At 68.0% G+C, this 26,920-nt stretch carries 25 protein-coding genes; 20 read left to right on the top strand and 5 right to left on the bottom strand.

Annotated elements, in window-relative coordinates; all coding sequences use genetic code 11:
* The first annotated feature begins 44 nt into the window (after nt 1-44).
* The 11 genes from SNE35_RS29235 to SNE35_RS29185 all read left to right on the top strand — a co-directional run bounded on the left by SNE35_RS29235 (nt 45) and on the right by SNE35_RS29185 (nt 11,011).
* The gene (locus SNE35_RS29235; RefSeq protein WP_320426586.1) at nt 45-233 is read left to right on the top strand and encodes a hypothetical protein; all 189 of its coding nucleotides are present in this window, start codon (nt 45-47) and stop codon (nt 231-233) included.
* Between the two features lie 74 nt (nt 234-307).
* On the top strand, nt 308-1,108 hold the full coding sequence (locus SNE35_RS29230) for an SDR family oxidoreductase (protein WP_320426585.1): 801 nt from the start codon (nt 308-310) through the stop codon (nt 1,106-1,108).
* A gap of 1 nt (nt 1,109) precedes the next feature.
* Nucleotides 1,110-1,925 (top strand): non-homologous end joining protein Ku, encoded by an 816-nt coding sequence (gene ku / locus SNE35_RS29225; RefSeq protein ID WP_320426584.1) that lies wholly within the window; start codon nt 1,110-1,112, stop codon nt 1,923-1,925.
* Between the two features lie 634 nt (nt 1,926-2,559).
* The gene (gene ligD / locus SNE35_RS29220; protein ID WP_320426583.1) at nt 2,560-5,013 is read left to right on the top strand and encodes a DNA ligase D; all 2,454 of its coding nucleotides are present in this window, start codon (nt 2,560-2,562) and stop codon (nt 5,011-5,013) included.
* Between the two features lie 103 nt (nt 5,014-5,116).
* Entirely contained in the window at nt 5,117-5,266 is a 150-nt protein-coding gene (locus SNE35_RS29215; RefSeq protein WP_320426582.1) for a hypothetical protein, read from the top strand.
* Between the two features lie 137 nt (nt 5,267-5,403).
* Complete coding sequence (locus SNE35_RS29210) at nt 5,404-6,270, top strand: STAS domain-containing protein (protein WP_320426581.1); 867 nt, start codon at nt 5,404-5,406, stop codon at nt 6,268-6,270.
* 5 nt (nt 6,271-6,275) lie between these two features.
* The gene (locus SNE35_RS29205) at nt 6,276-6,692 is read left to right on the top strand and encodes an STAS domain-containing protein (protein ID WP_320426580.1); all 417 of its coding nucleotides are present in this window, start codon (nt 6,276-6,278) and stop codon (nt 6,690-6,692) included.
* Nucleotides 6,649-7,080: an anti-sigma regulatory factor gene (locus SNE35_RS29200; RefSeq protein WP_320426579.1), complete on the top strand. Its 432-nt coding sequence runs from the start codon at nt 6,649-6,651 to the stop codon at nt 7,078-7,080. Before SNE35_RS29205 ends, SNE35_RS29200 begins: the two co-directional genes overlap by 44 nt.
* A gap of 12 nt (nt 7,081-7,092) precedes the next feature.
* Nucleotides 7,093-8,085 carry an ATP-binding SpoIIE family protein phosphatase gene (locus SNE35_RS29195; RefSeq protein WP_320426578.1) on the top strand — a complete coding sequence of 331 codons (993 nt, stop codon included), beginning with the start codon at nt 7,093-7,095 and terminating at the stop codon, nt 8,083-8,085.
* On the top strand, nt 8,082-9,005 hold the full coding sequence (locus SNE35_RS29190) for a sensor histidine kinase (protein WP_320426577.1): 924 nt from the start codon (nt 8,082-8,084) through the stop codon (nt 9,003-9,005). The genes SNE35_RS29195 and SNE35_RS29190 overlap by 4 nt, the downstream gene beginning before the upstream one ends.
* Nucleotides 9,002-11,011 (top strand): hybrid sensor histidine kinase/response regulator, encoded by a 2,010-nt coding sequence (locus SNE35_RS29185; RefSeq protein ID WP_320426576.1) that lies wholly within the window; start codon nt 9,002-9,004, stop codon nt 11,009-11,011. The genes SNE35_RS29190 and SNE35_RS29185 overlap by 4 nt, the downstream gene beginning before the upstream one ends.
* Here the strand turns inward: SNE35_RS29185 and SNE35_RS29180 are convergent.
* Both SNE35_RS29180 and SNE35_RS29175 read right to left on the bottom strand, forming a co-directional pair.
* Complete coding sequence (locus SNE35_RS29180) at nt 10,990-12,540, bottom strand: hybrid sensor histidine kinase/response regulator (RefSeq protein WP_320426575.1); 1,551 nt, start codon at nt 12,538-12,540, stop codon at nt 10,990-10,992. The two genes, SNE35_RS29185 and SNE35_RS29180, sit on opposite strands and share 22 nt — an antisense overlap.
* Nucleotides 12,537-14,063, bottom strand: a complete 1,527-nt coding sequence (locus SNE35_RS29175; RefSeq protein WP_320426574.1) for an ATPase domain-containing protein — start codon at nt 14,061-14,063, stop codon at nt 12,537-12,539. The genes SNE35_RS29180 and SNE35_RS29175 overlap by 4 nt, the downstream gene beginning before the upstream one ends.
* Nucleotides 14,064-14,212: 149 nt before the next feature.
* Between SNE35_RS29175 and SNE35_RS29170 the strand changes: the two genes are divergently transcribed.
* From SNE35_RS29170 to SNE35_RS29160, 3 genes are read left to right on the top strand one after another with little or no spacing between them, the layout of a single operon-like run.
* A complete protein-coding gene (locus SNE35_RS29170) occupies nt 14,213-14,605 on the top strand; it encodes a response regulator (RefSeq protein ID WP_320426573.1) in 393 nt (130 codons plus the stop codon).
* The gene (locus SNE35_RS29165; protein ID WP_320426572.1) at nt 14,602-16,773 is read left to right on the top strand and encodes an ATP-binding protein; all 2,172 of its coding nucleotides are present in this window, start codon (nt 14,602-14,604) and stop codon (nt 16,771-16,773) included. The genes SNE35_RS29170 and SNE35_RS29165 overlap by 4 nt, the downstream gene beginning before the upstream one ends.
* A 55-nt stretch (nt 16,774-16,828) precedes the next feature.
* On the top strand, nt 16,829-17,119 hold the full coding sequence (locus tag SNE35_RS29160) for a hypothetical protein (RefSeq protein WP_320426571.1): 291 nt from the start codon (nt 16,829-16,831) through the stop codon (nt 17,117-17,119).
* Nucleotides 17,120-17,122: 3 nt separating this feature from the next.
* On the opposite strand, the gene SNE35_RS29155 is transcribed toward SNE35_RS29160, so the two are convergent.
* Both SNE35_RS29155 and SNE35_RS29150 read right to left on the bottom strand, forming a co-directional pair.
* Nucleotides 17,123-18,586 (bottom strand): sensor histidine kinase, encoded by a 1,464-nt coding sequence (locus SNE35_RS29155; RefSeq protein ID WP_320426570.1) that lies wholly within the window; start codon nt 18,584-18,586, stop codon nt 17,123-17,125.
* A 19-nt stretch (nt 18,587-18,605) separates the two neighbouring features.
* Nucleotides 18,606-19,292, bottom strand: a complete 687-nt coding sequence (locus SNE35_RS29150; protein WP_320426569.1) for a response regulator transcription factor — start codon at nt 19,290-19,292, stop codon at nt 18,606-18,608.
* A gap of 213 nt (nt 19,293-19,505) precedes the next feature.
* Between SNE35_RS29150 and SNE35_RS29145 the strand changes: the two genes are divergently transcribed.
* The 6 genes from SNE35_RS29145 (at nt 19,506) to SNE35_RS29120 (ending at nt 26,254) form a co-directional block, all read left to right on the top strand.
* Complete coding sequence (locus tag SNE35_RS29145; protein WP_431312806.1) at nt 19,506-20,774, top strand: ABC transporter substrate-binding protein; 1,269 nt, start codon at nt 19,506-19,508, stop codon at nt 20,772-20,774.
* Between the two features lie 156 nt (nt 20,775-20,930).
* A complete protein-coding gene (locus tag SNE35_RS29140) occupies nt 20,931-21,809 on the top strand; it encodes a carbohydrate ABC transporter permease (protein WP_320426568.1) in 879 nt (292 codons plus the stop codon).
* Entirely contained in the window at nt 21,806-22,693 is an 888-nt protein-coding gene (locus SNE35_RS29135; RefSeq protein WP_320426567.1) for a carbohydrate ABC transporter permease, read from the top strand. Before SNE35_RS29140 ends, SNE35_RS29135 begins: the two co-directional genes overlap by 4 nt.
* Nucleotides 22,694-22,703: 10 nt before the next feature.
* Nucleotides 22,704-23,783 (top strand): ABC transporter ATP-binding protein, encoded by a 1,080-nt coding sequence (locus tag SNE35_RS29130; RefSeq protein WP_320426566.1) that lies wholly within the window; start codon nt 22,704-22,706, stop codon nt 23,781-23,783.
* A gap of 93 nt (nt 23,784-23,876) precedes the next feature.
* A complete protein-coding gene (locus SNE35_RS29125; protein WP_320426565.1) occupies nt 23,877-25,133 on the top strand; it encodes a maltoporin in 1,257 nt (418 codons plus the stop codon).
* Nucleotides 25,134-25,288: 155 nt separating this feature from the next.
* Nucleotides 25,289-26,254, top strand: coding sequence for an SHOCT domain-containing protein (locus SNE35_RS29120; protein WP_320426564.1), 966 nt, complete (start codon nt 25,289-25,291; stop codon nt 26,252-26,254).
* Nucleotides 26,255-26,277: 23 nt separating this feature from the next.
* Here the strand turns inward: SNE35_RS29120 and SNE35_RS29115 are convergent, their stop codons facing one another.
* Nucleotides 26,278-26,844: a TetR/AcrR family transcriptional regulator gene (locus SNE35_RS29115; protein ID WP_320426563.1), complete on the bottom strand. Its 567-nt coding sequence runs from the start codon at nt 26,842-26,844 to the stop codon at nt 26,278-26,280.
* Nucleotides 26,845-26,920: the final 76 nt, after the last annotated feature.

Genomic DNA, 26,920 nt, shown 5'->3' with positions numbered 1-26,920 from the left:
TATTGCCAAATTGCCGGGACTGAGAAGTCTTCAGGAGTAGTGCCATGCCGTCCCGAACGCAGAACAACGATGCTCGCTGGCTGGAGTCGCAGGAAGCGCGACTGAATCCCCCATTGGCGGACGACGAGGATTTCGTCGATCCGTTCGCCGGCCTGCCGGACGGCGATGCCGAGCAGGTGCGCAAGCTGCGCCTGCTGCTCGACTGGACGCCGCCGCGCGAAGTCCTCCACTGATCGATTGACGGCATTCGGCATTCCGATTGCCGCAGGAAGGTCCGATCACCGCCTAGCGCGGAAAGGATCTTCCGATGAGTTCACCCAACGCCAGTGCCATCGCCGACGAGCCCGGGCGGGATGCCGAGCGGGATACAGAGCTGAAGGCCGAGCTGCAAGCGCAGCCGCAATACCTGGCACCCGACTACCTGGGCAGCAACAAGCTCCAGCACATGGCCGCGCTGATCACCGGTGGCGATTCCGGCATCGGTCGCGCGGTGGCGGTGCTGTTCGCGCGCGAGGGCGCCGACGTGGCCATCGTCTATCTCGACGAAGACGCGGACGCGCGGGAGACGCAGCGCGTCGTCGAGGCCGAGGGCCGCCAGTGCCTGCTGCTGCCTGGCGATGTCAAGGACCCGGCCTTTTGCGAGCGCGCGGTGCGCGCGGCGGTGGACACCTTCGGCAAGCTCGACATCCTGGTCAACAACGCCACCTTCCAGGAGCATGCGGACGAACTCACCGACATCAGCGAGGAGCGCTTCGACGAGACCTTGCGCACCAACGTCTACGGCTACTTTCACATGGCCAAGGCCGTGCTGCCGCACCTGGGGAAAGGCTCCTGCATCATCAACACCGGCTCGGTGACGGGCCTGGAAGGCAGCCCCCGGCTGCTCGACTACTCGACCACCAAGGGCGCCATCCACGCCTTCACCAAGGCGCTGGCGCAGAACGTCCTGCACCGCGGCATCCGCGTCAACGCCATCGCGCCGGCGGAGGAGTTCCCCGCGCAACCCGATGAGCTGTCGCCGGCCTATGTGTTTCTCGCCTCGCCGGTCTGCTCCCGCTACATCACCGGCATCGTGCTGCCGGTGACGGGTGGTTTCGGAGCCGAATGAGATGGCCGCCCCGCGCATCATCTGGAAGGGCGCGATCAGCTTCGGGCTCGTGCACGTGCCGGTCGCCCTGTATCCCGCCAGCCGCGAGGACGACATCGACTTCGACTGGCTGGACAAGCGCTCGATGGACCCGGTCGGCTACCAGCGCATCAACAAGCGAACCGGCAAGACGATCGCGAAGGAGCACATCGTCAAGGGCGTGAAGCAGGAGGATGGCGACTACGTGCTGATCACCGACGAGGAGATCAAGGCCGCCTACCCCGAGACGACGCAGACGATCGCCATCGAGGCCTTCGTCCAGGCCAGCGAGATCCCTTTCCTCTTCCTCGAAAAGCCCTTCTACCTGGAACCACTGGGCAAGGCCGGCAAGGTCTACGCGCTGCTGCGCGAGGCGATGGTGGCTGACGGCAGCATCGGCATCGCGCGACTGGTGATGCACAACAAGCAGCACCTTGCGGCCTTGATCCCGACCGGGCCGGCGCTGATGCTGAACACCTTGCGGTGGGCGGATGAGATCCGGCCGTGGAATGAGTTGAGCTTTCCGAAGGAGGGGAGGGCGGAGGTCAAGGATGCGGAGCTGAAGATGGCTCGCCAACTGATTGGCGACATGAAGGCGGAGTGGCGGGCGGATGAGTATGCGGATGAGTTCAAGACGGCGATTCGGGCCTTGATTGAGCAGAAGGCTCATGCAGGCGAGACGAAGCGCGTGGCGCCTCTTGAGCCTGCCAGTGAGGACGGCGCTGCGAGCAATGTTGTGGACCTGAGTGATTTGCTGAAGCGGAGTCTTGCTGGTGGCAAGCGGAAGAAGAGAGCATGAGGGCTGCTGGTCTTGTCGATCGCCACGATGCCGGGACTCGCCCCGGCGGGCGACTCACTTTCTTGGGCGCCCAAGAAAGTAAGCAAAGAAACCGCCCCTGCTGCGCCGTCCTCCGCTTCGCTACGGATCCCCTGCGATGCTCGAAGCCCGGGGCCGCGCCGAACTCGCGGCGCTACGCTTCGCTCAGACAGACGGCGCGAAGCATGTCTACGAAGCGCGCTTCGCGCGCGCCCCGGACTTCTGTGCTTCTCGGCGGCGCAGAAGGGGAACTCGATACGGCTCGCTGCGCATCGCCTTCAGGGGCGCCGCTGCGCAGGCGCTCACCGAGGCGATGCGTAGCGAGCCGACTAGTCTTCGGGCCCCTTGTGCAGCCGCCGAGAAGCGCAGCGGCTTGGGACCGTGAGCGCAGCGAACCTCGTGAACTAGCTTCGCGCCGTCTGTCTGAGCGGAGCGTAGCGCAGCGAGTTTGGCGCGGGGCCCAAGTCGCGAGCATCGCAGGGCACCCGACCGCAGGGAGGGCGGCGGAAGCAGGGTCGCCTTTCTTTGCTTACTTTCTTTGGCGAAGCAAAGAAAGTGAGTCGCCCGCCGGGGCGAGTCCCGGCACCGTGGCAGTAGCAAACAGCGGACTGCCATCATGAGCGATCGCAACAGCTCCCTCGACGAATACCGCCGCAAACGCGACTTCGCCCAAACGACCGAGCCCTCCGATCAGACCGCAGCGCCACGCAAAGGCAAGGCACTGTCCTTCGTCGTGCAGAAGCACGCCGCTCGCGCCCTCCACTACGACTTCCGCCTCGAACTCGACGGCACCCTCAAAAGCTGGGCCGTCCCCAAAGGCCCCAGCCTCGATCCGCACGACAAGCGCATGGCCGTCCAGGTCGAAGACCACCCCATCGCCTACGGCAGCTTCGAAGGCACGATCCCGCCGGGCCAGTACGGTGCCGGCACGGTCATCGTCTGGGACCGCGGTACCTGGACGCCGATCGGCGATGCCCGCGCCGGCTACCGCGACGGCAAACTGAAGTTCGAGCTAAAGGGCGAGAAGCTCCAAGGCCTGTGGACATTGGTGCGCATGCGTGGCAAAGGCAGCGAGCGTCAGCAGCCCTGGCTGCTGATCAAGGAGCGCGACACCTTCGCGCGGCCGGCGGCGGAGTACAGCGTCGTCGATGCCGAGCCGGACAGCGTGGTGAAAACAAGGAGGAAGGCGCAGAAGACCGCATTCCCGCTGATGCTCGCGCCGCAGCTCGCCACGCTGGTGCGCACGCCGCCGGCCTCAGGCAACTGGTGCTGGGAAATGAAGTTCGACGGCTACCGGCTCCTCGCCCGTGCGGATGCCGACGGCGATGTCCGCCTGTTCACCCGCAATGGCCATGACTGGACCTCCAAGCTGAAGGCCCTGGCCCAGGCGATCGAGGCGCTGAAGCTGAAGTCCAGCTGGCTGGATGGCGAGATCGTGATCCAGGGCGAGCACGGAGCGCCGGATTTCCAGGCGCTGCAGAACGCCTTCGAGGTGGCGCGCACGGCCCAGATCGTCTACTACCTGTTCGACCTGCCCTTCCACGCTGGCGAAGACCTGCGCGGCCACCCGCTGGTCGAGCGCCGCGAGCGGTTGCGCACCCTGCTGGATGACGATGAATCCAAGGTCTCGCCGCGCTTGCGCTTCAGTGAGGACTTCCATGCCGAGGCCGCGCACCTGCTGGCCAGCGCCTGCCGGCTGCGCATGGAGGGCCTGATCGGCAAGCGGGCCGATTCGCCGTACCAGTCGTCGCGCTCGCCGGACTGGATCAAGCTGAAGTGCACGCAGCGGCAGGAGTTCGTCATCGTTGGCCATACCGATCCGAAGGGCAGCCGCGCGGGCCTGGGTTCGCTGCTGCTGGCCGTTCACGATGACGCGGGAACCTTGCGTTATACCGGCAACGTCGGCGCCGGTTTCAGCGAGGCCTCGCTGCGCAAGCTGAAGTCCGAGCTGGACGGTCTGGCCGTGAAGACGGCGGCCTTCGAGGGCACTGCGCCCAAGGGCGCCCACTTCGTCAAGCCGAAGCTGGTGGCCGAGGTCTCGTTCGCGGAATGGACGAAGGAAGGCCGCGTGCGCCAGGCCGTGTTCCATGGCCTGCGCGGCGACAAGCCGCCCGCTGCGATCACGCGCGAGAAGCCCGCCGCCGCGCCGAAGACAGCGACGAAGAACAGGAGCAAACCGACCGTGGGCCGTCTCACCCATCCCGAGCGGGTCATCGATCCCTCCACCGGCATCACCAAGCTCGAGGTCGCCGAGTTCTACGCCGCCGTGGCGCCGCGGCTGCTGCCGCACCTGAAGCACCGCCCGGTATCGCTGGTGCGCGGCCCTGACGGGGTCGATGGGGCCTTGTTCTTCCAGAAGCACGGCGACACCTTGCGCATCCCCGGCCTGAAGCAGCTGGACCCGGCGCTCGACCCCGGCCATCCGCCGCTGCTGGAGATCCCGACGCGCACGGCGCTGCTCGGCGCGGTGCAGATGAACGTGCTCGAACTTCATACCTGGAACGCCACCAGCAACATGATCGAGAAGCCCGATCGCATCTGCTTCGACCTCGATCCTGGCGAGGGCGTGGCGTGGCCGCGCGTGCAGGAGGCCGTCACCCTGGTGCGCACGATGCTGGATGAGCTGGCGCTGCAGGGCTTCCTGAAGACCAGCGGCGGCAAGGGCCTGCACATCGTCGTGCCCTTCCGCCGCGGGCCCGGCTGGGAGGCCGTCAAGGGCCTGTCGCAAGCGATCGTCCAGCACCTGGCGGAGACACTGCCGAAGCAATTCGTCGCGAAGAGCGGGCCGAAGAACCGGGTCGGCAAGATCTTCGTCGATTACCTGCGCAATGGACGCGGCGCGACGACCGTGGCCGCCTGGTCGGCCCGCGCGCGGCCGGGCATGGGCGTTTCGGTGCCGGTGACGTGGGATGAATTGCCGACGCTGACGGGTGGCGCGCACTGGACGATCCGCTCGATCGACGCTCGCCTGGCCGAGCCCGACAAGGCCTGGGACGGCTACGAGGCGGCCCGCAAGCAGACCTTGACGACCGCGATGCGTGTCTTGGACTACCTGCCAGACGGGACATGAATGATCGCCGGGCGGGCGCCGATCCTCCATCGGGAATTCCGCCTACAACGAGCGACCCGGCCGCGGCCCATCATGGACTCATCGAAGCACCACAGGTTCGATGATGAGCAAGACCCGACCCCGACCCGATGACACCCCGAAGCCGCTGAGCCGCAAACGCCGCATCCGCGAGGTGCTGCAGAGGCAATGGATGGAGCGCGAGCTGCAGTTCTTCCCGCAGCCCGATCCGCCGCAGTACAAGCCGCTCGGCTAAGCGGAAAGCCCGCCGAAGCGCGTTGTGGGCAAGGGGCATGCCCGCACGCGCGAACGTCCTGTTGTCCTACACGCCCGTCGTGGCATTCCGTCGACATTCGACGTTAGCCCCAACTCGGGCACGACAGGACGACAGACATGAAGACAGACATCAAGGCTGTAGACGAGATCCTGACGCGCGACAAAGCCCAGGTGCTGCGCGAATGGATGAGCGAGGTCGGCCGCAATGCCGACGAACACGAGGCCTCCGAACTGCTCGAATCGCTGCACGGCGCGATCCGCGCCGGTGCCGACCCCGATCAACTGGACAGCGCCGCCTGGAGCCAGGTGCTGCAGACGCTGGGAAACCTGTCGCAGGCGCGCGCCGCGCAGGGCTCCAGCGCCGGCGAGACCAGCCACTTCATCCTCGCGCTGAAGCGCCCGCTGTTCAACGCGCTGCAGACGCATTTCTCGAGTGATGTGCAGTCGCTGATGGCGGCCGTCTGGGCCCTGTCCACGATGGTGGACAAGCTGGCGCAATGGACCGTCACCGCCTACCAGCGCAGCCGCGAGGAGGTCATCGCGCGCCAGCAGCAGGAACTGCTGGAGCTGTCTACCCCGGTCGTCAAGCTGTGGGACGGCGTGCTGGCCGTGCCGATGATCGGCACCCTGGACAGCGGCCGCACGCAGCTGGTGATGGAGTCGCTGCTGCAGCGCATCGTCGACACCGGCTCCGAGCTGGCGATCATCGACATCACCGGCGTGCCGACGGTGGACACCTTGGTCGCCCAGCATCTGCTGAAGACGGTGACGGCGATCCGGCTGATGGGCGCCGACTGCATCATCAGCGGCATCCGCCCGCAGATCGCGCAGACCGTGGTCCACCTGGGCATCGACCTGAAGACCATCACGACCAAGGCGACCCTGCACGCCGCACTGGCGCTGGCGCTGAAGAAGAGCGGCTTCACGGTCTCGCGCAGCAAGCCCGCCGCTGCCACGTCCGCCGCTTCCGCCACCGCGGCCTGACGCGCATGGACCGCATCCCCATTCTTCGGATGGGTCGTTGCCTGCTGGTGACGATCCAGGTGGACCTGCAGGACCAGACGGCGCTGCGGCTGCAGGACGACCTGTCGTCCGCGATCGAGCGCCACGAGGCGCAGGGCGTGCTGATTGACATCTCGGCGCTGGAGATCGTCGACTCCTTCATCGGCCGCATGCTGAGCCACATCTCGGCGATCGCCCGCGTGCTGGACGCGGTGACCGTCGTCGTCGGCATGCAGCCGGCGGTGGCGATCACCTTGGTCGAGCTGGGGCTCTCGCTCGACGGCGTGAAGACCGCGCTGAACGTCGAACGCGGCATGGCCATGCTCCAGGCCGCAACCCAAACCCCAGGCGATGGCCACGATGGCAACGACGACGACTCCGGCGACGACGACGCTGCCGCCTGAAGGCGCGATGCCCCTGCGCAACGAGCAGGACATCGTGATGGGCCGGCAGACCGTGCGTAAGCTGACGCAGCAGCTCGGCTTCTCCCTGGTCGACCAGACCAAGATGATCACCGCGGCCAGCGAACTCGCGCGCAATGCGGTCGTCTACGGCGGCGGCGGTGAGATGCGCTGGCGCTTTGCGGCCAAGGGCATCCGCAACGGCCTGACCCTGGCCTTCGAGGACCGCGGCCCGGGCATCCCCGACATGGACCTGGCGCTGACCGATGGATGGACCTCGGGCAGCGGCCTCGGCGTCGGGCTCTCCGGCAGCAAGCGCCTGGTCAATGAATTCGACATTCGCACCGCAGTCGGCCAAGGCACCTGCGTCACGATCACCCGATGGAAATGAGATGGCCCCGCGATGACCCCTTTCCTGCAGATCGCGGTGCACGAGCAGAGCCAGGTCGGCGAGGCGCGGCGGGCGGCAGGGCGTGTCGCACTGCGCCTGGGCTTCGATGAGACCTTGACCGGGAGAGTCGCGCTTGTCGTCACCGAGCTCGCGTCCAACCTGGCGCGGCATGCGCGCGGTGGCCGCATGCTGATCGGCGAGGCGGCGGATGGCGCGCTGGAGCTGCTGTCGCTGGACGACGGCCCCGGCATGGCCAGCCTCGACACCTGCCTGCGCGACGGCTACTCCACCGCCGGCACGCCCGGCACCGGGCTGGGCGCCGCGCGGCGGCTGGCCGACGTGTTCTCGGCCTACTCGGTCGTTGGCAAGGGCACGGTGATCTACGCGCGCCTGGGCGGCACGGGCGGCGTGATGCCGACGTGCTTCCGCTACGCCGGCATCGGCTTGGCCGCGCCGGGCGAGCAGGTCAGCGGCGATGGCTGGCGGGTTCGTGTGGACGAAGCGCGGGTGGCCGTCTTCGTGGTGGACGGCCTGGGCCATGGCCCGCAGGCAGCCGAGGCCTCGGACGCGGCGCTGCAGGTCTTCGCCGCGGCGCCGGTGGATGCCTCGCCCAGCCAGACGCTGGAGCGCGCCCACGCCGCGATGCGTGCCACCCGCGGCGCTGCGGGCGCGCTGGCGGTGCTGGATGCCAACGCCGGTGCGCTGCGCTACGCCGGCGCCGGCAACATCACCGGACGGCTGATGAATGCGCTGGAAGACCGCACCCTGCTGAGCCAGCATGGCACCCTGGGCCTGCAGATCAGGAAGCCCCAGGACATGGAGTACGCCTGGCCCGAGCACGGGCTGCTGGTGATGCATTCCGACGGCATCGTCACGCGCTGGAACCTCGACGACGCGCCCGGCCTGCTGCAGTGCGAGCCGGCCGTGCTGGCCGGCTGGCTGCTGCTGATGCATGTGCGCGGCCGGGACGATGCCACCGTCGTGGTGCTGAGGCGGGTGCGATGACGACGGATGCCGAAGCCGTATTGCAGGCGCAGCTCGCGGCGCTGCAGGAGGAACTGGACGAGACCAACCGCGGCGTGGTGGCGCTCTACGCGGAGCTGGACCAGCAGGCCGAGCAACTGCGCCGCGCGACCGAGCTGAAGAGCCGTTTCCTCTCCTACATGAGCCACGAGTTCCGCACGCCGATCACCGCGGTGCAGAGCCTCACGCGGCTGCTGCTGGACGAGGTGGACGGCCCCTTGAGCCAGGAGCAGCGCCGCCAGGTCGGCTTCATCGCGTCGACCGCGGGTGAGTTCTCGCAGATGGTCAACGACCTGCTGGACCTGGCCAAGGTCGAGGCCGGCCGCGTCGACATCTCGCCGGCCTGGTTCGAGATGGTGGACCTGCTGTCCGCGCTGCGCGGCATGTTCAAGCCGCTGCTGAACAACCCCGAGGTGTCGCTGATCTTCGAGGAACTGGGCTTCGAGGGCCGGCTGTTCACCGACGATCAGAAGCTCTCGCAGATCCTGCGCAACTTCATCTCCAATGCGCTGAAGTTCACCGTCAGGGGCGAGGTGCGCGTCAGCGCCGTGCCGCAGGGCGATGACTTCGTCACCTTCGCGGTCACCGACACGGGCATCGGAATTGCCTCCGAGCTGCAGCCGCTGATCTTCCAGGACTTCTCGCAGCTCAGTTCGCCGCTGCACAAGCGCCTGCGTGGGACCGGCCTCGGCCTTTCGCTCAGCAAGCAACTGGCGGTCCTGCTGGGCGGCAGCGTCGCGCTGCAGAGCGAGCCCGACAAGGGCTCGACCTTCAGCGTGACGATCCCGATCAGGCTGCCCGAAACACCGCCGTCGAAGGACGCGCCATTTTCTTCATCATCAACGAGCGCGGCAGCATCGGGGAGCACGACGGGCAGCACCGCGAGGAGATCGACATCATGAGCGACGACGAGGCCTGCGGCAGCTTCCGGCCGATCGACCGTTCGCAGCACCTGCTGCTGGTCGTCGACGACGAGCCCGCGAGCCTCTACGCCACCGTGCGCCTGCTGCGCCAGGCGGGCTTTCGCACGCGCGAGGCCGCCACCGGCGCCGAGGGCCTGGCGGCCGCCACCGACGAGGTCTCGGCGATGGTCGTCGACGTGCACCTGCCCGACATGGACGGCTTCGCGCTGTGCCGCGAGCTGCGCTCCCGCCCGGACACCGCGCGCATGCCGGTGCTGCACCTGACGGCTGCCTACGTCACCGATGCCGACAAGGTGCGCGGTCTGGATTCCGGCGCCGATGCCTACCTGACCCGCCCGGTCGAGCCGGCCGTGCTGGTGGCGACCGTGCAGGCGCTGGTGCGCACCCGCATGGCCGAGGACGCGATGCGCCACTCGGAGGCCAAGTTCCGCGCGATCTATGCGCAGGCGCCCAGCGGCATCGGCCTGCTCGACGCGCAGGGCTGCTTCGTCGAAGTCAATCCGGCGCTGCAGCGGCTGATGGGCCGCGAGGAGACGGCGCTGGTGGGGCACGCGGTGGCCGAGTTCGCGCCGCCCGAGGCAGTGCAGGCGGCGCGCGACATGGCGCTGCGCGACGACGGCCACCTGCTGAGCTGGGAGTTCCCGGTGCGCGATCCGGCCGGGCACCTGGTGCACCTGGAATGGAACATGTCGCGCGACATCGAGCCCGGGCTCGACATGGTCGTCGTCACCGACGTCTCGGCGCGCGTGGCGCTGGAGGCGCAGCGCAAGCAGCTGCTGGAGCGCGAGCGCGTGGCGCGCAGCGAGGCCGAGCGCATCAACCGCAGCAAGGACGATTTCATCGCCGTGCTCTCGCACGAGCTGCGCACGCCGCTGAACGCCATCATCCAGTGGGCGCACCTGCTGATGAAGCGCGGCGGCACGCCCGAGCAGATGCGCGGCCTCGCCGCCATCGACCGTAACGTCAAGCTGCAGGGCCGCATGATCACCGACCTGCTGGACATCTCGCGGCTCAACACCGGCAAGCTGCCGATGCAGCTGGAGCTGCTGGATCCGGCGGAACTGGTGAGCGAGGCGGTGCAGGCGATGCAGCAATCGTTCGCCGACAACGAGAACATGCTGACCCTGGAGCTGGACGACGGGGGGAACGGTGGCTTCCGCCCCATCCGCGCCGACGCCTCGCGCCTGCAGCAGGTGATCTGGAACCTGCTGACCAATGCGCTGAAGTTCTCCTCGCGCGGCGGCCGCATCTGGGTCACGCTGGCGCAGAACGAAGCCGGCCTCGCCCTGACCGTGCGCGACGAGGGCCAGGGCATGACGGCCGAGTTCCTGCCGCTGGCCTTCGACCGTTTCTCGCAGAGCCCGTCCGCGCGCCGCGTCGGCGGGCTGGGTCTGGGCCTGTCCATCGTCAAGCAGCTCGTCGAGGCGCATGGCGGCACGATCGCCGTGGACAGCCCGGGGCCGGGCCACGGCGCGACCTTCAGCGTGCTGCTGCCGGCCGGCGCGATGGCCGACGAGGCGCCGAGCGACGAGGTCACCTCGCCCGGCGAACTCGATACCGAGCTGGCCGCCGACCCGATGCTCACCGGGGTGAAGCTGCTGATCGTCGAGGACGACCGCGAGGCCGGCACGATGCTGCAGCTGATCCTGCGCGAACGCGGTGCCGAGGTGGCGCTGGCCCACGACTTCGACGGCGCGATGGCGCTGCTGGTCGGGTCTCCGCGGTTCGACGTGCTGGTCAGCGACATCGGCCTGCCCGACCAGGACGGCTACGACCTGGTCCGCGCGCTGCGACTGCGCGAAACCGCCAAGCACCTGCCGCGCCTGCCGGCCATCGCGCTGACCGCGTTCACGCGTCCGCAGGATCAGGAGCAGGCGCTGGCCGCGGGCTTCGACCTGCATTGCGCCAAGCCCGTGCGCCACATGCGCCTGATCCAGATGATCCAGAAGCTGGTGGAGAAACGTCAGAGCAAGGTCACGAGCTGATCGACGTCCATCGGCTTCAGCAGGTGGTGGTTGAAGCCGGCGGCGCGTACGCGCTCGCGGTCGGCCGTCTGGCCCCAGCCGGTCAGCGCGATCAAGGTCGTGGCCGCGCACTGCGGGCTCTCGCGCAAGCGGCGCGCGAGTTCGTAGCCGTCCATGCCGGGCATGCCGAGGTCCAGGATCGCCAGCGTCGGCGGGCGGTCCAGCGCCAGGCGCAGTGCGCCTTCGCCGTTGTAGGCGACGCTGGTCAGCGCGCCCATGTCGCCGAGCAGGGCGGCGAGCGCGTCGGCGGCGTCGCGGTTGTCGTCGACGACCAGCACCGCGCGGCCGACCAGCGGGCGGCCGTCGGCCCGGTGGTCGGGTGCGGCCTCGTGTTCCAGCGCGGCCTGCAGCGGCAGCCGCACGGTGATCGTCGCGCCGTGCCCCAGGCCCTCGCTGGCCGCGCTGACCCGCCCGCCGTGCAGCTCCACCAGCGTCTTCACCAGGGTCAGCCCGATGCCCAGCCCGCCTTGCGCGGCCTTGGAGGCGCCGCTGGCCTGCACGAACATCTCGAAGATCGGCTCCAGCATCTCCGGCTCGATGCCGACGCCGGTGTCGGTGATGTCGATCACCGCCTCGCCGTCGACCTCCCGGGCGAACAGGCCGATCTGGCCGCCCGGCGCGGTGTACTTGGCGGCATTGTTCAGCAGGTTGGAGAACACCTGCGTCAGCCGCACCAGGTCGCCACGCACGGCGAGCGTCTCGTCGCTGATGCGCAGCGTCAGCGCATGGCCGCCATTGCGCAGCAGTGGTCGACTCTGCTCGATCGCGTCGCGGATCGCGGTGGCCAGGGGGACGACGGCCATCTGCAGGTCGACCCTGCCCTGGGTGATGCGCGACATCTCCATCAGGTCGCTGACGAGTCGGGTCATGTGCTCGACCTGGCGCCCCATCAGCCCGTAGTAGCGCTTGGTCTCGGAGGGGCCCATCGGCTTGCGTTCGAGCAGCGCCAGCGCGGTGGTCAGCGGTGCCAGCGGGTTTCGCAGCTCATGCGCCAGGGTGGCGAGGAACTCGGTCTTGCGCTGGTCGGCCTCGCGCAGGCCTTGCAGCAGCGTGCGCATCTCGTACTGGCGGCCCCGCGCGCGCAGCGCGCTGCGCGCGGCGCTGACGAGGGCGGCCACCCGCATCGGGCGCTCGATCACCGTGATGTTGACGAAGGCGGCCATCGCCTGCGCGATCGCCCGCGAATCGGCACCCTGGCGGGCCAGCACCAGGATTGGCAGGTCCGACCACGGCGGCTGCTGCGACAGCGCCTGCGTCAGCGCCTCGGCGTTGCGGCCTTCGAGCGTCTCCTCGGTCAGCATCAGCGCGCCGGCGCCCTGGGAGAGTTCGTGAAGCAGCGAGGGGGTGTCCCGGCAGACCAGCGTCTGCAGGCCCGCGCGGTCCAGCACGGCGGAGGCCATCTGCGCGTCGCGCGCGGTGGCGGTGCGCAGCAGCACACGGGTTTCCGGAGCGGGTGGGGCGGAAACGGGAGAGGGCGTGCCGGTGCTCACGTGGGCGCCGTTTCCATCGGCTTGCTGGCGGGGTCGTCGACCGGCACCGGCACACCGGTCAGGATGCCGCGCAGGTTGCGCAGCGGCTCGCCGACGTGCGGACCGCCCAGGCGCAGCTCGAACTCACGGATGCTGCGCTCGTGCGCGCCGCCGCGTTTCTTCACCACCGAGATGGCCTGGCGCACGGAGCCCGAGTCCTCGAAGTAGCGCAGCATCACGACCGCGTCGGCCAGGTAGCTGGCGTCCACCGGCGTCTGCATCTGGGTGCCGATCAGGCCGTGCTGGGCGCCGACCAGCAGGGTCGCCACGCCGGCCTGGCCGAGGTAGGTCAGCAGCTCGTGCAGCTGCACGATCAGGAAGCGGCCGTCGGGCATCGCGTTCAGGTAGCCATTCAGGCTGTCGATGACGATCACGCGGGCCTGGCCGACGGTGACGACGTCGCGGATCGCCTGCACCAGCTCGCCCGGCGACAGTTCGGCCGGATCGACCTGACGCACGGTGATGAGGCCGGAAGCCAGATGCGGCGCGAGATCCATGCCCAGGCCCTGGCAGCGGGTGCGCAAGGTGTTGAGGCTCTCGTCGAAGATGAACATCGCGGCGTGTTCGCCGCGCTGCGCGGCGGCCAGCACGAACTGCACGGCCAGCGTCGATTTGCCGGTGCCCGGCGCACCGACGAAGAGGGTGCTGGTGCCCTTCTCGATGCCGCCGCCCAGCAGCGTGTCCAGGGCCGGCAGGCCGCTGGGCATGCGCAGCTGTTCGATCGGCGCCACGTGCTCGGCGGCGACCAGGCGCGGGAATACCTGCAGGCCGCCGCGGATGATCTTGTAGTCGTGGAAGCCGCCGCGGTATTCGCGGCCGCGGTACTTGGCGACGATCAGTCGGCGCCGGGCGGCACCGTAGTCGGAGTTCAGCTGCTCGAGCCGGATCACCGCGTGGGCGATGCTCTGCACCTGCAGGTCGTGCTCCATCGCGGTCATGTCGTCCAGCAGCAGCACGGTGCACTGGCGGCCGGCGAAGAACTGCTTCAGCGCCAGGATCTGCCGCCGGTAGCGCAGCGAACCGCCGGCCAGCAGGCGCAGCTCGGACAGCGAATCGAAGACCAGGCGCGTCGGCTTGATCTGCTCCACATCGGCCAGGATCTTCAGCGTCGTCTCGCCGAGTTCGACCTCGGACGGGTGGAACATCGTGTACTGCTCGTCGGGCTCCAGCGCATCGGTGGAGGGCAGCATCTCGCGCAGCTCGATGCCGTCCAGGTTCCAGCCGTGCGAGCGGGCGACGCCGCGCAACTCCCGGGCCGTCTCGGACAGGGTCACGTACAGCACCGCCTCGCCCCGATCGGCGCCGATGCGCAGGAACTGCATCGCGATCGTCGTCTTGCCGGTGCCGGGCGCACCTTCGAGCAGGTACAGGCGGTTGGCCGTCAGCCCGCCGCCCAGGATGTCGTCCAGGCCGGGCACGCCTGTCTCCAGCACGCTGTCGTCTTCCTGCCCGTCCAGCCCGTTGCGCTCGCTGTTCTTGTCCATGCCCGCCATGCTGAAGCGGGCTCGCCGCGGGCACTGTAGGCATGCGGAAACAAGCGTTGTAGGACACTTCCTACATGGCCCACAGAGCCCATGGGCGCCGACATAATCGGCAGCCTCGACGGCACCTTGACCCGTCGAACGACGACACGTTGGGGGACATTTCAATGGTGCAGCGCGTGATGCTGGTGGACGACAACCTCGACGCCCTGGAGACCTTGGCGGAGGTGCTGCGCTACAGCGACTTCGAGGTGGCCACGGCGGCGACGCCCAAGGCAGCGCTGGCGCTGGCGCCGAACTTCCGGCCCCACGTGGCGCTGCTGGACGTGAGCCTGCCGGGTATGGATGGCTACGAGCTGGCGAAGGCGCTGCGCGCAGCGGTCGGGCCTGCGCTGCGGCTGATCACGCTGTCGGGCCACGGCAGCCCGGCCGACTTCCAGCGCGCCGCCGCGGCGGGGCTGGAGCGGCATCTGGTGAAGCCCGTGGACCTGGACGAGATGATCGGGATCCTGAACCAGGCGCCCGCGACGACTCCACCGGGATGATGGTGAAGACGCCCGCCGGATGGCCGCGCGGCCGCGGCGAGCCCGATACGCCGCTGACGCGCTGGCTGCGGGCGGTGCTGTGGGGCGCGCTGCTGGTGCCGGCGGTGGCCTTCGTCGGCGCGGCCTGGTGGGGCTACCGCGAGGCGGAACGCGAGGCGGTGGCGGCGGCCGAGCACGCCTGCGAGCTGGCCTGGGCGCAGGCGCTGCGCACCTTTCGGATCGCGGCCGAGATCGCGCAGCGCACCGACGGTGTCTCCAACATGGCCGATGCGGACGCGCGCGCGCAGCAGGCGCAGCTCCACCAGCGGCTGGCGGACATGACGGCGGGCCTGCCCTTCGTCGTCAACCTGAACGTCTGGGACGCGGACGGCACGCCGATCGTGCGCAGCGACGTCTACCCGGTCGACCCGCAGGCCTCGGTGGGCGACCGGCCCTACTTCCAGGCCCAGCGCGAGGCCGCGATGCCGCTGGGCATCAGCATGGTGCTGAACGGGCGCCAGACCGGACGCGAGATCGTCAACGCCACGATCCGCCGCAGCGCGCCGGACGGGCGCTTCCGCGGCATCGTCGCGGTGTCGATGAACCCGGGCTACTTCCGCGACTACTACCAGTCGCTGGCGAGCGAGGAGCCCAAGCTCGCCACCTTCGCGCTGGTGCGCACCGATGGCGAGGTGCTCGCGCGCTGGCCGGTGGCCGGCATCATGCGCGTGCCGCCGGGCAGCCCGATCCTGGCGCAGATCGCGCGCGGCGCGGCCAGCGGCAGCGTCGTCGTGGCGCCCTCGCAGGGCCGCGAGACGCGCCTGATCGCCTACCGGCGGCTGGAGGGCTATCCGCTCTACGTGACGGCGGGCTTCAGCCGCTCGGCAATGCTGGCCGGCTGGGTGCGCTATGTGTCGCTGCTGGCCGCGATCATCGGGCCGACGACGGCGGTGCTGGTCTACGTGAGCTGGCTGGCGCTGCGCAAGACGCGCCGCGAGCAGGCCACGCAGCGCCAGCTGCAGGAGCAGATGCAGCTGCGCGCCAAGGTCGAGAGCGCGATGATGGAAACGCAGAAGCTGGAGACGCTGGCGCTGGTGACCGGCGGCGTGGCGCACGACTTCAACAACCTGCTGGCCATCGTCAACGCGAGCCTGCACGTGCTCAAGCGCCGCCACCCGGAGCTGGGCGAGGAGAAGCAGGTCAAGGCGATGACGCGGGCGATCCAGACCGGCGTGCGGCTGACACGGCAACTGCTGTCCTTCTCGCGCAAGCAGGCGCTGCGGCCGGAGACGGTGCGGCTGCAGCAGTGGCTGGGCACGACGGAAAGCCTGATCCGCACGACCTTGCCGGCCAACGTGAGCTGGCAGCTGCACGCCGATGCCGACACGGCGGCCGTGCGCGTGGACCTGGGCGAGCTGGAGCTGGCGCTGATCAACCTGGTCGTCAACGCCTGCCATGCGATGCCGCAGGGCGGCGCGCTGCACGTGCATGCGGGCAACCAGGACGGCATGGTGGCGCTGTCGGTGCGCGACGAGGGCGTGGGCATCGCGCCGGAGCTGCTGGCGCGCGTGACCGAACCCTTCTTCACCACGCGCGACCGCGGCACCGGCTCCGGCCTGGGCCTGAGCCAGGTGCAGGGCTTCTGCGCGCAGGCCGGCGGTTCGCTGCAGATCGAGAGCGCGGTGGGCGAGGGCACCTGCGTGCGCATGCTGCTGCCGGCCTCGGTGGTCGAGCCGGCGCGCGCGCCGGACGGGGCCGAGGCGCCGCCGCAGGAGCAGCAGCGGGTGAGCGGCACGGTGCTGCTGGTGGAGGACAACGAGGACCTCGCCACGACCTCCGAGATGATGCTGCGCGGCGCCGGGCTGGAGGTGCTGCGCGCGGCCAATGCCGATGCCGCGCTGGCCGTGCTGAACGGTGGCGGCCCCTTGCCGGATGTCGTGCTCAGCGACATCGCGATGCCGGGCTCGATCAACGGCATCGGCCTGGCCTTCGCGCTGCGGCAGCAACTGCCGGAGCTGCCCGTGGTGCTGACGACCGGCTACGCGGACCAGCTCAGCGAGGCGGCCGAAGGGGGCTTCCGCGTGCTGCCCAAGCCGACGGCGCCCGAGGCACTGCTGGCCGAGCTACGCAGCGTGCTGCTGGCGCGTCGCATCGCCCGCCAGGCGGCGGCCGCCAAGATGGTGTCATAGCCGCGTCACCCCTGTTGCCCAGAATGGCGGCATATCGTCCAGGGAGGACCTTGACATGTCACAGCCAACGACCCCGGCCACGAGCCTGAGTGCGACATTGGCCCAGACGCTGAAGCTCGCCGGTTTCGAGCCCAGCGATTTCGAGATCACCGAAGGTGCCCCCGCCGGCCTGCGCGCCGAATTGCGCGACCTGGGCCTGCCCGACCGGCTGCTCACCGTGCGCCGCCGCTCCACCGGCCATCGCCAGCTCTACGCCACCGCGCCTGGCAGCCCCTGGCTGTTCAATGCCTTTGCCGACCTGACGGCCGGCCGCTTCGGCCCGCCGTCGAGGCGCTGCGCCGCCTGAGGCTTATTCGGTAGACGGCGTCGATGGCGCCAGAGGCAGGCGCACGATCACCCGCAGGCCGTGCGGGACCACCGATTCCAGCCGCACCTGACCGGCGTGGCGCTCGACGATCTCCTTGACGATCGGCAGGCCCAGGCCGCAGCCGTTGCCCGTGTCGGTGACGCGGACGAAGCGCTCCATCGCACGCTCGCGGTCTTCCTCGGCGATGCCGGGGCCGGTGTCCTCGACCTCGAGCCGGGCCTCGCCGGCTTCCGTGCGGACGAGCACGGTGACCTCGGCGTGGCGGCCGGCGTAATGGATCGCGTTGTCCAGCAGATTGGCCAGCGCCTCACGCAGCAGCAGCGCGTTGGCGCGCACCGGCACGGCGGCCTGGTGGCGCTCGCTCATGCCCAGGTCCACGCCGGCCTTCAGCGCGCGCGGCACCCATTCCGCCACCACGTCGGTGGCGAAGCGCTGCAGGTCGAAGTTCGTGCGGTCCTTCACCATCGCCGATTCGGGATCGGCACGGGCCAGGGTCAGCAGTTGCGTGACCAGGTGGGCGCTGCGCGTCGCGCTCAGGTGCACGCGCTCCAGGCGCGCGCGCTGCTCGGCATCGCAGGGCGCCTGCAGCGCCAGCTCGGTCTGGCTCTTTAGCCCGGCCAGCGGCGTGCGCAGCTGGTGGGCGGCGTCGCCGATGAAGCGCTTCTGCGCGACGACGCTGCGCTCCACCGAGGCCAGCAGCTCGTTCAGCGCGCGTGCCAGCGATTGCAGCTCCTTCGGCGCGGACTCCAGCTTCAGCGGCGTCAGGTCGCCCGGGGCACGGGCTTCCACCTCGTTGCGCAGGCGGTTCAGCGGCGCCAGGCCCGCGCGGATGGCGGCCGAGACGATCATCGACATCAACAGGATCAGCACCGACAGCGGCAGCAGCGTGTCGAACAGGATGCGGCGGGTCATCGCCTCGCGGTTGGCGCTGTTGCGCGCCACCTGCACGAGCATCGTCTGCTTGCCGGCCTTGCTCTCGCCGTAGGCCAGGTACAGCGCCGAGACGCGCATGTGCTCGCTGCCCGAGCGGTTGTTGTTCGGCGGCAGCTTGACGTCGTAGTAGTACGGGTCGTTGAGCCGCGGATTGCTGATCGGCTTGGTGGCCGACAGGTTCTCGTTGCCGAGGATGAACTGGCCCGGCGGCGAGCTGACGGTGTAGAGCAGGCGGTCGCTGGGATCGGCCTCCAGCACATCCTGCGCGGCGCGCGGGAAGTCGATCAGCAGGCCGTTGCCGATGGGTTTGAGCTGGCGCGCCAGCGCCCGCGTGGCCTGCGTCAGGCTCGCATCGATCGCCAGGTTCGCGTAGCCGGCCGCGAGCTTGTAGGTGGCGATGCCGCCGGCAATCCACAGCACGGCCTGCGGCAGCAGCAGGTAGATCAGCAGCAAGCGGCGCAGCGACAGGCCGCGCGGGTGCATGCCGCCGAAAAAGCCGAAAAGGCTGTTCATCGGGACCGGGCGCCGCGCCTCATGAGCTCATGGAGCCATCTGCCTCGAGCAGATAGCCCAAGCCCCGCACGGTGCGGATCATCACGCCGGAGTTCTCCAGCTTGCGGCGCAGGCGGTGGATGTAGACCTCGGTGGAGTTGCCGACGGGCTCGGTGCCGTCGCCGCTGCTCCAGGCCTGGCCGATCTGGTCTTTGGTGACGACCTTGTTGCGGTGGGTGACCAGCAGTTCCAGCAGGGTCCATTCGCGCGGGGACAGGTCGATCGGCTCGCCGGCGACGCTGGCGCGCAACGCGCCGCGCTCCATCCTGAGGCGCCCGATGTCCATTTCTGGTGCGGTGCTGGCGGGCTGCGTCCGCCTTAATAAAGCCCTCAATCGGGCCTCCAGCTCGGGGAAATCGAAGGGCTTGGTGACGTAGTCGTCAGCCCCCGCATTGAGGCCGGCGACGCGGCTGTCGAGGCTGTCCCGCGCGGTCACGACGACCACCGGCAGGCCCGGTCGGACCGAGCGCACGCGCTGCAGCACGGTGAGCCCATCCATCATCGGCAGGCCGATGTCGAGGATGGCCAGATCGAAGGCCTGCTTGATCAGCAGGTACTCCGCCACAGGGCCGTTGGGGGCGTGCTCGACCTCGAAGCCGGCGCCGCGCAATTGCGCGCAGAGGCCGTCGGCGAGGATGGCATCGTCTTCTGCGAGGAGGATGTTCATGGATCCAAAGCTTAACAACTGATTGAATTTTCGGCGGGCGTTAAGCGCTATTCCTGCTGAAAAGTCAGCTAGGGTTTAACCCAGTGTTTAGGCTTTTAAGGTTAATTAATAGTTCGTTCATCCAAGGTCTTGGAGCCAACCCGGCGCCACCTCGGATCTTCCTACGACAACGCAGGCACCGCCCCAGAACGGTGCCAAATCTTTGGAGACATGATGTCCTCACGTTTTGTGCGCGCCGGCGCAACGACCCTCATTGCAGCCGCGGCTGCCCTCGCGATGTCCGCCGCCCACGCTGGCGGTGAGGTCGAAGTGCTGCACTGGTGGACCAGCGGCGGCGAAGCCAAGGCCGCTGCGGCCCTGAAGGAAAAGCTGCAGGCCAAGGGTGACACCTGGAAGGACTTCGCCGTGGCCGGCGGCGGTGGCGATTCCGCCATGACCGTGCTGAAGTCGCGCGTGGTCAGCGGCAACGCTCCGGCGGCCGCCCAGATCAAGGGCCCGTCGATCCAGGAATGGGCGCAGGAAGGCGTGCTCGCCAACATCGACGACGTGGCCAAGGCCGAGAACTGGGACAGCCTGCTGCCCAAGATCGTCGCCGACGGCATGAAGTACAAGGGCAACTACGTGGCCGCTCCGGTCAACGTGCACCGCGTGAACTGGGTGTGGGCCAACAGCGAAGTGCTGAAGAAGGCCGGCGTCTCCAAGGTGCCGACGACCTGGCCCGAGTTCTTCGCCGCTGCCGATGCGCTGAAGAAGGCCGGCGTGATCCCGGTCGCCCACGGCGGCCAATCGTGGCAAGACTTCACCACCTTCGAGGCCGTGGCCCTGGGTGTCGGTGGCGTCGAGTTCTACAAGAAGGCCCTGATCAAGCTGGACCAGCCCACGCTGACCAGCGCCAAGATGGAAGAGGTGCTGAACACCTTCAAGAAGATCAAGGGCTACACCGACAAGAACGCCGCCGGCCGTGACTGGAACCTGGCGACCTCGATGGTGATCCGTGGCGAAGCCGGCTTCCAGTTCATGGGCGACTGGGCCAAGGGCGAGTTCCTGGCCGCCGGCAAGACCCCGGGCAAGGACTTCCAGTGCTTCGCCGCACCGGGCACCGCCGCCGCCTACACCTTCAACATCGACTCGTTCGCGATGTTCAAGGTCAAGGGCGCCGACAAGGCCCAGGCCCAGAAGGACCTGGCTTCGGCCATCATGTCCGTGGACTTCCAGGAACTGTTCAACCTGAACAAGGGCTCGATCCCGGTTCGCCTGGGCATGGACCTGAGCAAGTTCGACGACTGCGCCAAGCAGTCGGCCAAGGACTTCCAGGCTGACGCCAAGAGCGGCTCGCTGCTGCCCTCGATCGCCCACGGCATGGCTGTTCCCTCGGCCATCCAGGGCGCGATGCAGGACGTCGTGAGCCAGTTCTGGAACACCGACGCGATGACCGCCAAGGACGCGATGGCCAAGCTGGCCTCCGCAGCAAAGACGAAGTAAGAGAAGAAGCCCCTCGCCCAGGCTCGCGGCGCTTAACGCGCGCGAGTCTGGTCGGTCCCCCGAGGGGACGACATTGCCTGCGGCGTCGAGCCGCAGGCAATGTCATGTGGGCCGGCTTGGGAGCGGCCCGGCGCTCGGCCCGAATACCGATACAAGATGTCTGCACCTTCCACCCTTAGAACGCCCTGGCTGCCCAAGCTCGTGATCGCACCGAGCTTCATCCTGGCGTTCCTGTTCATCTACGGATTGATCGCCTGGAACGGCTATCTGTCCGTGTCCGCATCGCGCCTGCTGCCGAACTACGAGTTCGCCGGCTTCGATCACTACGCCTCGCTGCTGGACAACGACCGCTTCCGTGTGGCGATGGTCAACATGGGCATCTTCGGCGGCCTGTTCATCGCCGGCTCGATGGCGCTGGGCCTGCTGCTGGCGATCCTGCTGGATCAGAAGGTGCGTGCCGAAGGCGTGTTGCGCACGATCTATCTGTATCCGATGGCGATCTCCTTCATCGTCACCGGCACCGCCTGGAAGTGGATCCTGAATCCAGGCCTGGGCCTGGAGCATCTGGTGCAGCAACTGGGCTTCACCGATTTCACCTTCGACTGGCTGGTGAACCCCGACAAGGCGATCTACTGCATCGCGATCGCGGGTGTCTGGCAGAGCGCCGGCTTCGTGATGGCGCTGTTCCTGGCCGGCCTGCGCGGCATCGACGACTCGATCATCAAGGCCGCCCAGGTCGACGGCGCGAGCCTGCCGCGCATCTACTGGCGGATCATCATCCCGACCCTGCGCCCGGTCTTCTTCAGCACGCTGATGGTGGTGAGTCACCTCGCGATCAAGAGCTTCGACCTCGTGATGGCGCTGACCGCCGGCGGCCCCGGCTACGCCACCGACCTGCCGGCCACCTTCATGTACGCGATGGCTTTCAGCCGCGGCCAGATCGGCGTCGGCGCGGCCAGCGCGACGGTGATGCTGGCGACGGTCGCCGCCATCGTCGTGCCCTATCTGTACTCTGAACTGCGAGCGAAGAAATGAGCGCCGGTACCGTTTCTTCTCCCTCCCAGCCGCGCTCGTTCACTTTCCAGCGCCTGCTGCTGTGGGCCGCGCTCGGGCTGTTCGCCGTCTACTTCCTGACGCCGCTGTACGTGATGCTCAGCACCTCGCTGAAGGACATGGACCAGGTGCGCGGCGGCAACCTGCTCGCGCTGCCCTCGGGCCTGAACTTCGACGCCTGGGCCAAGGCCTGGGGCACGGCCTGCACCGGCGTCGAGTGCAACGGCCTGAAGCCCTTCTTCCTGAACTCGATGATGATGGTGCTGCCGGCCGTGGCCGTCTCCACCGCCATCGGCGCCATCAACGGCTACGTGCTCGCCAAGTGGACCTTCCGCGGCAGCGAGACGATGTTTGCCTTCCTGCTGTTCGGCGTGTTCATGCCGCTGCAGGTGGTGCTGCTGCCGATGAGCCAGGTGCTCGGCTGGATGGGCCTGGCCAGTTCGATCTGGGGCCTGATGCTGGTGCACATCGTGTGCGGCATCCCGTCGACGACGCTGTTCTTCCGCAACTACTACGTCGGCCTGCCGCAGGAACTGGTGAAGGCGGCGATGCTGGACGGGGCCTCGTTCTGGCAGATCTTCTTCCGCATCGTGCTGCCGCTGTCCACGCCGATCCTCGTGGTCACGCTGATCTGGCAGTTCACCAACGTCTGGAACGACTTCCTGTTCGGCGTCGTCTTCTCGGGTGCAGACAGCAAGCCGATCACCGTGGGCCTGAACAACCTGGCCAACACCTCCAGCACCGTCAAGGAATACAACGTGGACATGGCCGCGGCACTGATCGCCGCGCTGCCGACACTCTTCGTCTACGTCGTGGCGGGCAAGTATTTCGTGCGCGGCCTGACGGCCGGCGCCGTCAAGGGTTAAGAGAAGCATCATGGGCGCACTGAGCATCCGCCAGGTCAAGAAGACCTATCAAGGCAACGTCAACATCCTCAAGGGCATCGACATCGAGGTCGAGGCCGGCGAGTTCCTGATCCTGGTCGGCCCTTCGGGCTGCGGCAAGTCGACCCTGCTGTCGATGATCGCCGGCCTGGATACACCGACCTCGGGCCAGATCCACATCGCCGACCGCGACGTGACCTACGCGCCGAGCAAGGACCGCGACATCGCGATGGTGTTCCAGAGCTACGCGCTCTACCCGAACATGAACGTGAAGCAGAACATCGCCTTCGGTCTGGAGATGCGCAAGGTGCCCAAGGGCGAGCGCGAAGAGATCGTGGCGCGCGTCGCCAAGATGCTGCAGCTGGAGCACCTGCTGGACCGCAAGCCGGGCCAGCTTTCCGGCGGCCAGCGGCAGCGCGTGGCGATGGGCCGAGCCCTGGCGCGCGACCCCAAGCTGTTCCTGTTCGACGAGCCGCTGTCCAACCTCGACGCGAAACTTCGCGTCGAAATGCGCGCCGAAATAAAACTGCTTCATCAGCGCACGAAGACGACCACCGTCTACGTCACGCACGACCAGGTCGAGGCGATGACCTTGGGCGATCGCATCGCCGTGATGAAGGAAGGCCAGGTGCAGCAGCTGGGCACGCCGGAGGACATCTACGCGCGGCCCGCGACACGTTTTGTTGCCGAGTTCATCGGCTCTCCCGCGATGAACATGATCGAGGCGCAGTGCACGGCCGATGGCCAATCGGTGCATGCCGCGAATGCTTCGGGTATCGATCTGCCGCTCACTGAAACTCAGCGTAACTCCCTGCCCAAGGGACATGTGGAGCTGACCTATGGTCTGCGTCCCGAAGACGTGTCGCTGGCAGACAACGGATTGCCCGGAGTTTTGACAATCATCGAGCCAACTGGCCCGGAGACCTACGCAACAGTGGACACTGGCGTCGGGAAGCTGACGATAAGAATTCCCGGCGCCCTCCGCCGCAATGTTGGCGATACGGTGCACCTGCAATGGGACGCTCAGAAGGCGCACCTGTTCGATGCTGGGACTGAGATGAGGCTGGCTTAGACCGGCAGCGGACGCAGAAAGATTGCACCGCAATAAAGCTTTCACCCCTGGGGGATGTGCCCCCGCTTTTAACCATAGACAGAGGAGACAATCTTGAAGAAATCGGTCACCCAACGCGCGCTGGCTGTCTCGGCCATCGCCCTGGCTGCAGGCATGGCCGCCACGTCGGCACAAGCCGTGGATTACGACGGCTACTTCCGCGCCGGCCCCGGCGCCACCAAGAAGGACGCAGCACGCGCCTGCTACAACCTGGGCGGTGCCCTGGGTAACGGCGGCGGCCACTACCGTCTTGGTAACGAATGCGATTTCTACGGCGAATTCGGCCTGGCTCAGACGGGCACCGTTGACGGTGTCACGTACAAGGGCAAGATCATGGTCAACGAGTACAACGGCGGTACAGACGCCGGTTCCTCGTCGAGCGCCTTCGAGCAGATGTACGTGGAAGCCAAGGGCTTCGACATCTCGCCCGACACCAACTTCTGGATCGGCAAGCGCTTCTACGGTCGTGCTGACATCCACATCCTCGACACCTTCTTCGTGAAGATGGACGGCGTGGGTGCCGGTGCCGACAACATCGCCGTCGGCGGCGGCCGTCTGGGCTTCGCCTACTTCGGTTCAGACAACGGTACCGGCGACCTCGGCGGCGGCGGCACGGGTGCTTCCAAGACCCCGGCCCAACGCGTGAACTTCGACCTGACCGGCCTGCCGGTCAACCCGGGCGGCACGCTGCGCGTCACCGGCACGTTCACCAACGGCAACTTCACCGGCGGCAAGAGCGGCTTCGGCCTGAGCCTGCAACACGACCAGGACATCCAGGGTCTGGGCAGCAACCGCGTGTGGCTGCAGTACGCCCAAGGCTCCGCTGGCCTGAACGCCAACTCGGGCCGCATGACTGCCGATTCCGGCTTCAAGCAATGGCGCCTGATTGAAACGCTGAACTGGCAAGTCGGTCCGTTCGGCGGCCAGGCCCTGGCCCTGTTCACGCAACAGGACAAGGACACCGTCAACAACATTCCGAAGCTGACGGGCGGTACGGTCGGTGGCCGTGTTTCCTACGCTGTGACCAAGAACTTCAAGATGGTCGCAGAAGCCGGTTACATGCAGAACAAGATCGACGGCATCGGCACGCAGAAGCTGGCCAAGTTCACGATCGCTCCGACGCTGTCGACCGGCCCGGGCTACTGGAATCGTCCTGAGCTGCGCTTCTACGTGACGACCGCCAAGTGGAACTCGCCCGCCAACGTCTACAACGGCGACGGCAGCGTCAACACGAGCGGCGGCCTGACCGGCATCGGCGACTCCAAGACGAACGGCACGAGCTACGGCTTCCAGGCTGAGATCTGGTGGTAAGCCGGTGATCTGATTTCTTCATGGCCGGCTCGCGCAACGCGCACCCGGCTGTGCTGAAATGGAGGGGCTGCTCAGGCAGCCCTTTTTCTTTATGCGCCCGCGGGATGGGCGCGATCCGGAGACGAGAAGACATGCCTACCCGTGGTTCCCTTGCCGTGCGCAGCACTGCACTGCATCTGGCGCTCATCGGCGCCCTGTTCGCTGGCGCCGCGACGCCGGCCCATGCCGGCTGGTTCGATGCCATCTTCGGCAAGAGCGCCAGCAAGCCGGACACCCCGGTCCAGCAGCCGCAGCAACCCGACTCGAAGAACCGCGAGTGGCAGTTGCATGAATTCACCAGCATCAAGCTGGTGCCGCGCGAGGCCGGCAGCGAGCCGAACCTGCATCCGGTGCGTGTCGACCCCGAGGCCTTGCGCGGCCAACTGGCGGCCATCCAGGCCGTCGTCGACAAGAGCGGCAACCGCGGCCCGCTGTTCGACAAAGGCGAACTCGATGAGCTGGTGCCCATCCTCTCCAAGGCGCTGCTCGCGGCCACACCGGCCGACGACGTGCAGTTGCTGTCGGCCGATCGTCGCGAAGGCGGCTTCATCGGTTCGCCGCTGGCGCTGACGGCGCGCCTGTTCGTCGATGCGGCCGGTCTGGAGATCATCGTCCACGACGCACGCCAGGACTTCTATGACGCCTACCGCGGCAGCTACGTGCAGCCGCGCTTCGTCTACGGCATGCGCGCCACGCCGGGCTCGGCCGTGCTGTCCAGCGCCGGCGCCAAGTCGCGCCGCGCCGACTGGCTGACCCTGCCGATGAACGTGGCCAGCGCGCGCGGCGCGGTCGATCAGGTGGTGGTGCCCGCGCCGATCGGTGCCGCCGCGCCGGGCGGCAACCTGCCGGTTCCGATCGCTCCGGCCGTCGTGGCACCGGCTGCATCGCCGCAGCCGGCGCCCGTGGCCGCGGTGCCTGCCGTCGCGCCGGTCGTGGCCGTGCCTGCAGCCGCACCGGCCGCCGCTGCGCCGATGAGCGATCCCGAGCGCCGCCTCGAGACCCTCAAGCGCCTGCACAGCAAGGGCCTGATCACCGATCAGGAATTCGAAGAGAAGCGCCGCGAAATTCTCAAGTCACTGTGAAGTGACTTAGGACGCTCACGGCTTTAGTGAGCCGCGAGCGCCTTCAATCGCGCGAGCGATTGATTGACGATCTCTGCATAGCCGCGCGTCTCGGATTCCGCGACCCATTGCGCGAACGCGATGCGGAAGACGGCGATGCCCGTCTCGGCCACCAGGCTCGCATCCGGCTCATCGACACCGCGTTCGCGCAGCGCCGCCGTGAGCGCCGCGGACAGCGTTGCCAGCTTGATCAATTCGCGCTCGTGCAGATCCGGGTGCGCGGCGATGATGTGATTGCGCAGGCGCGCGAACGGGCGACGTTCGTCGTCGAAGAATTCCCCCGACTTCAGCAAGGCGGCAGCGACTGCATCGAGCGGCGAGGCCTCCGCCGGCGTCCCAGAGACGCTGGCCACCATCAGCTGCTGCAGCCGCGCGGAGCCGTCGAAGAGCACCTCGCGCTTGTCGGCGAAGTGGCGGAAGAAGGTTCGCGCCGTCAGGCCCGCGCGCGCCGCGATGGCGGCAACGGTCGTCTGCTCGTAGCCGATCTCGCCGAACAGTTCCATGGCCGCGGCGCGGAAGCGACCGGCGGCATCAGCTTCCCAGCGGCCCATGCTGCTCCAGGGTGTTGACACAGAGTGACATCATAGGTCTATACTGATGTCACTTAATGACATCAATGGAGCACTC

The sequence above is a fragment of the Roseateles agri genome (assembly GCF_034043675.1).
GTDB lineage: Bacteria > Pseudomonadota > Gammaproteobacteria > Burkholderiales > Burkholderiaceae_C > KK5.
Note: the sequence above shows the minus strand (reverse complement) of the source record. Positions and strands in the feature narration are given on the sequence as shown.

Coding starts and splice junctions, on each gene's coding strand:
- ku (WP_320426584.1), top strand. CDS start 1,110: ATGGCCGCCCCGCGCATCATCTGGAAGGGCGCGATCAGCTTCGGGCTC.
- SNE35_RS29205 (WP_320426580.1), top strand. CDS start 6,276: ATGGACCGCATCCCCATTCTTCGGATGGGTCGTTGCCTGCTGGTGACG.
- SNE35_RS29115 (WP_320426563.1), bottom strand. CDS start 26,844: ATGGGCCGCTGGGAAGCTGATGCCGCCGGTCGCTTCCGCGCCGCGGCC.
- SNE35_RS29195 (WP_320426578.1), top strand. CDS start 7,093: ATGACCCCTTTCCTGCAGATCGCGGTGCACGAGCAGAGCCAGGTCGGC.
- SNE35_RS29235 (WP_320426586.1), top strand. CDS start 45: ATGCCGTCCCGAACGCAGAACAACGATGCTCGCTGGCTGGAGTCGCAG.
- SNE35_RS29200 (WP_320426579.1), top strand. CDS start 6,649: ATGGCAACGACGACGACTCCGGCGACGACGACGCTGCCGCCTGAAGGC.
- SNE35_RS29165 (WP_320426572.1), top strand. CDS start 14,602: ATGATGGTGAAGACGCCCGCCGGATGGCCGCGCGGCCGCGGCGAGCCC.
- ligD (WP_320426583.1), top strand. CDS start 2,560: ATGAGCGATCGCAACAGCTCCCTCGACGAATACCGCCGCAAACGCGAC.
- SNE35_RS29150 (WP_320426569.1), bottom strand. CDS start 19,292: ATGAACATCCTCCTCGCAGAAGACGATGCCATCCTCGCCGACGGCCTC.
- SNE35_RS29190 (WP_320426577.1), top strand. CDS start 8,082: ATGACGACGGATGCCGAAGCCGTATTGCAGGCGCAGCTCGCGGCGCTG.
- SNE35_RS29140 (WP_320426568.1), top strand. CDS start 20,931: ATGTCTGCACCTTCCACCCTTAGAACGCCCTGGCTGCCCAAGCTCGTG.
- SNE35_RS29230 (WP_320426585.1), top strand. CDS start 308: ATGAGTTCACCCAACGCCAGTGCCATCGCCGACGAGCCCGGGCGGGAT.
- SNE35_RS29215 (WP_320426582.1), top strand. CDS start 5,117: ATGAGCAAGACCCGACCCCGACCCGATGACACCCCGAAGCCGCTGAGC.
- SNE35_RS29135 (WP_320426567.1), top strand. CDS start 21,806: ATGAGCGCCGGTACCGTTTCTTCTCCCTCCCAGCCGCGCTCGTTCACT.
- SNE35_RS29145 (WP_431312806.1), top strand. CDS start 19,506: ATGTCCTCACGTTTTGTGCGCGCCGGCGCAACGACCCTCATTGCAGCC.
- SNE35_RS29185 (WP_320426576.1), top strand. CDS start 9,002: ATGAGCGACGACGAGGCCTGCGGCAGCTTCCGGCCGATCGACCGTTCG.
- SNE35_RS29155 (WP_320426570.1), bottom strand. CDS start 18,586: ATGAACAGCCTTTTCGGCTTTTTCGGCGGCATGCACCCGCGCGGCCTG.
- SNE35_RS29210 (WP_320426581.1), top strand. CDS start 5,404: ATGAAGACAGACATCAAGGCTGTAGACGAGATCCTGACGCGCGACAAA.
- SNE35_RS29175 (WP_320426574.1), bottom strand. CDS start 14,063: ATGGACAAGAACAGCGAGCGCAACGGGCTGGACGGGCAGGAAGACGAC.
- SNE35_RS29130 (WP_320426566.1), top strand. CDS start 22,704: ATGGGCGCACTGAGCATCCGCCAGGTCAAGAAGACCTATCAAGGCAAC.
- SNE35_RS29160 (WP_320426571.1), top strand. CDS start 16,829: ATGTCACAGCCAACGACCCCGGCCACGAGCCTGAGTGCGACATTGGCC.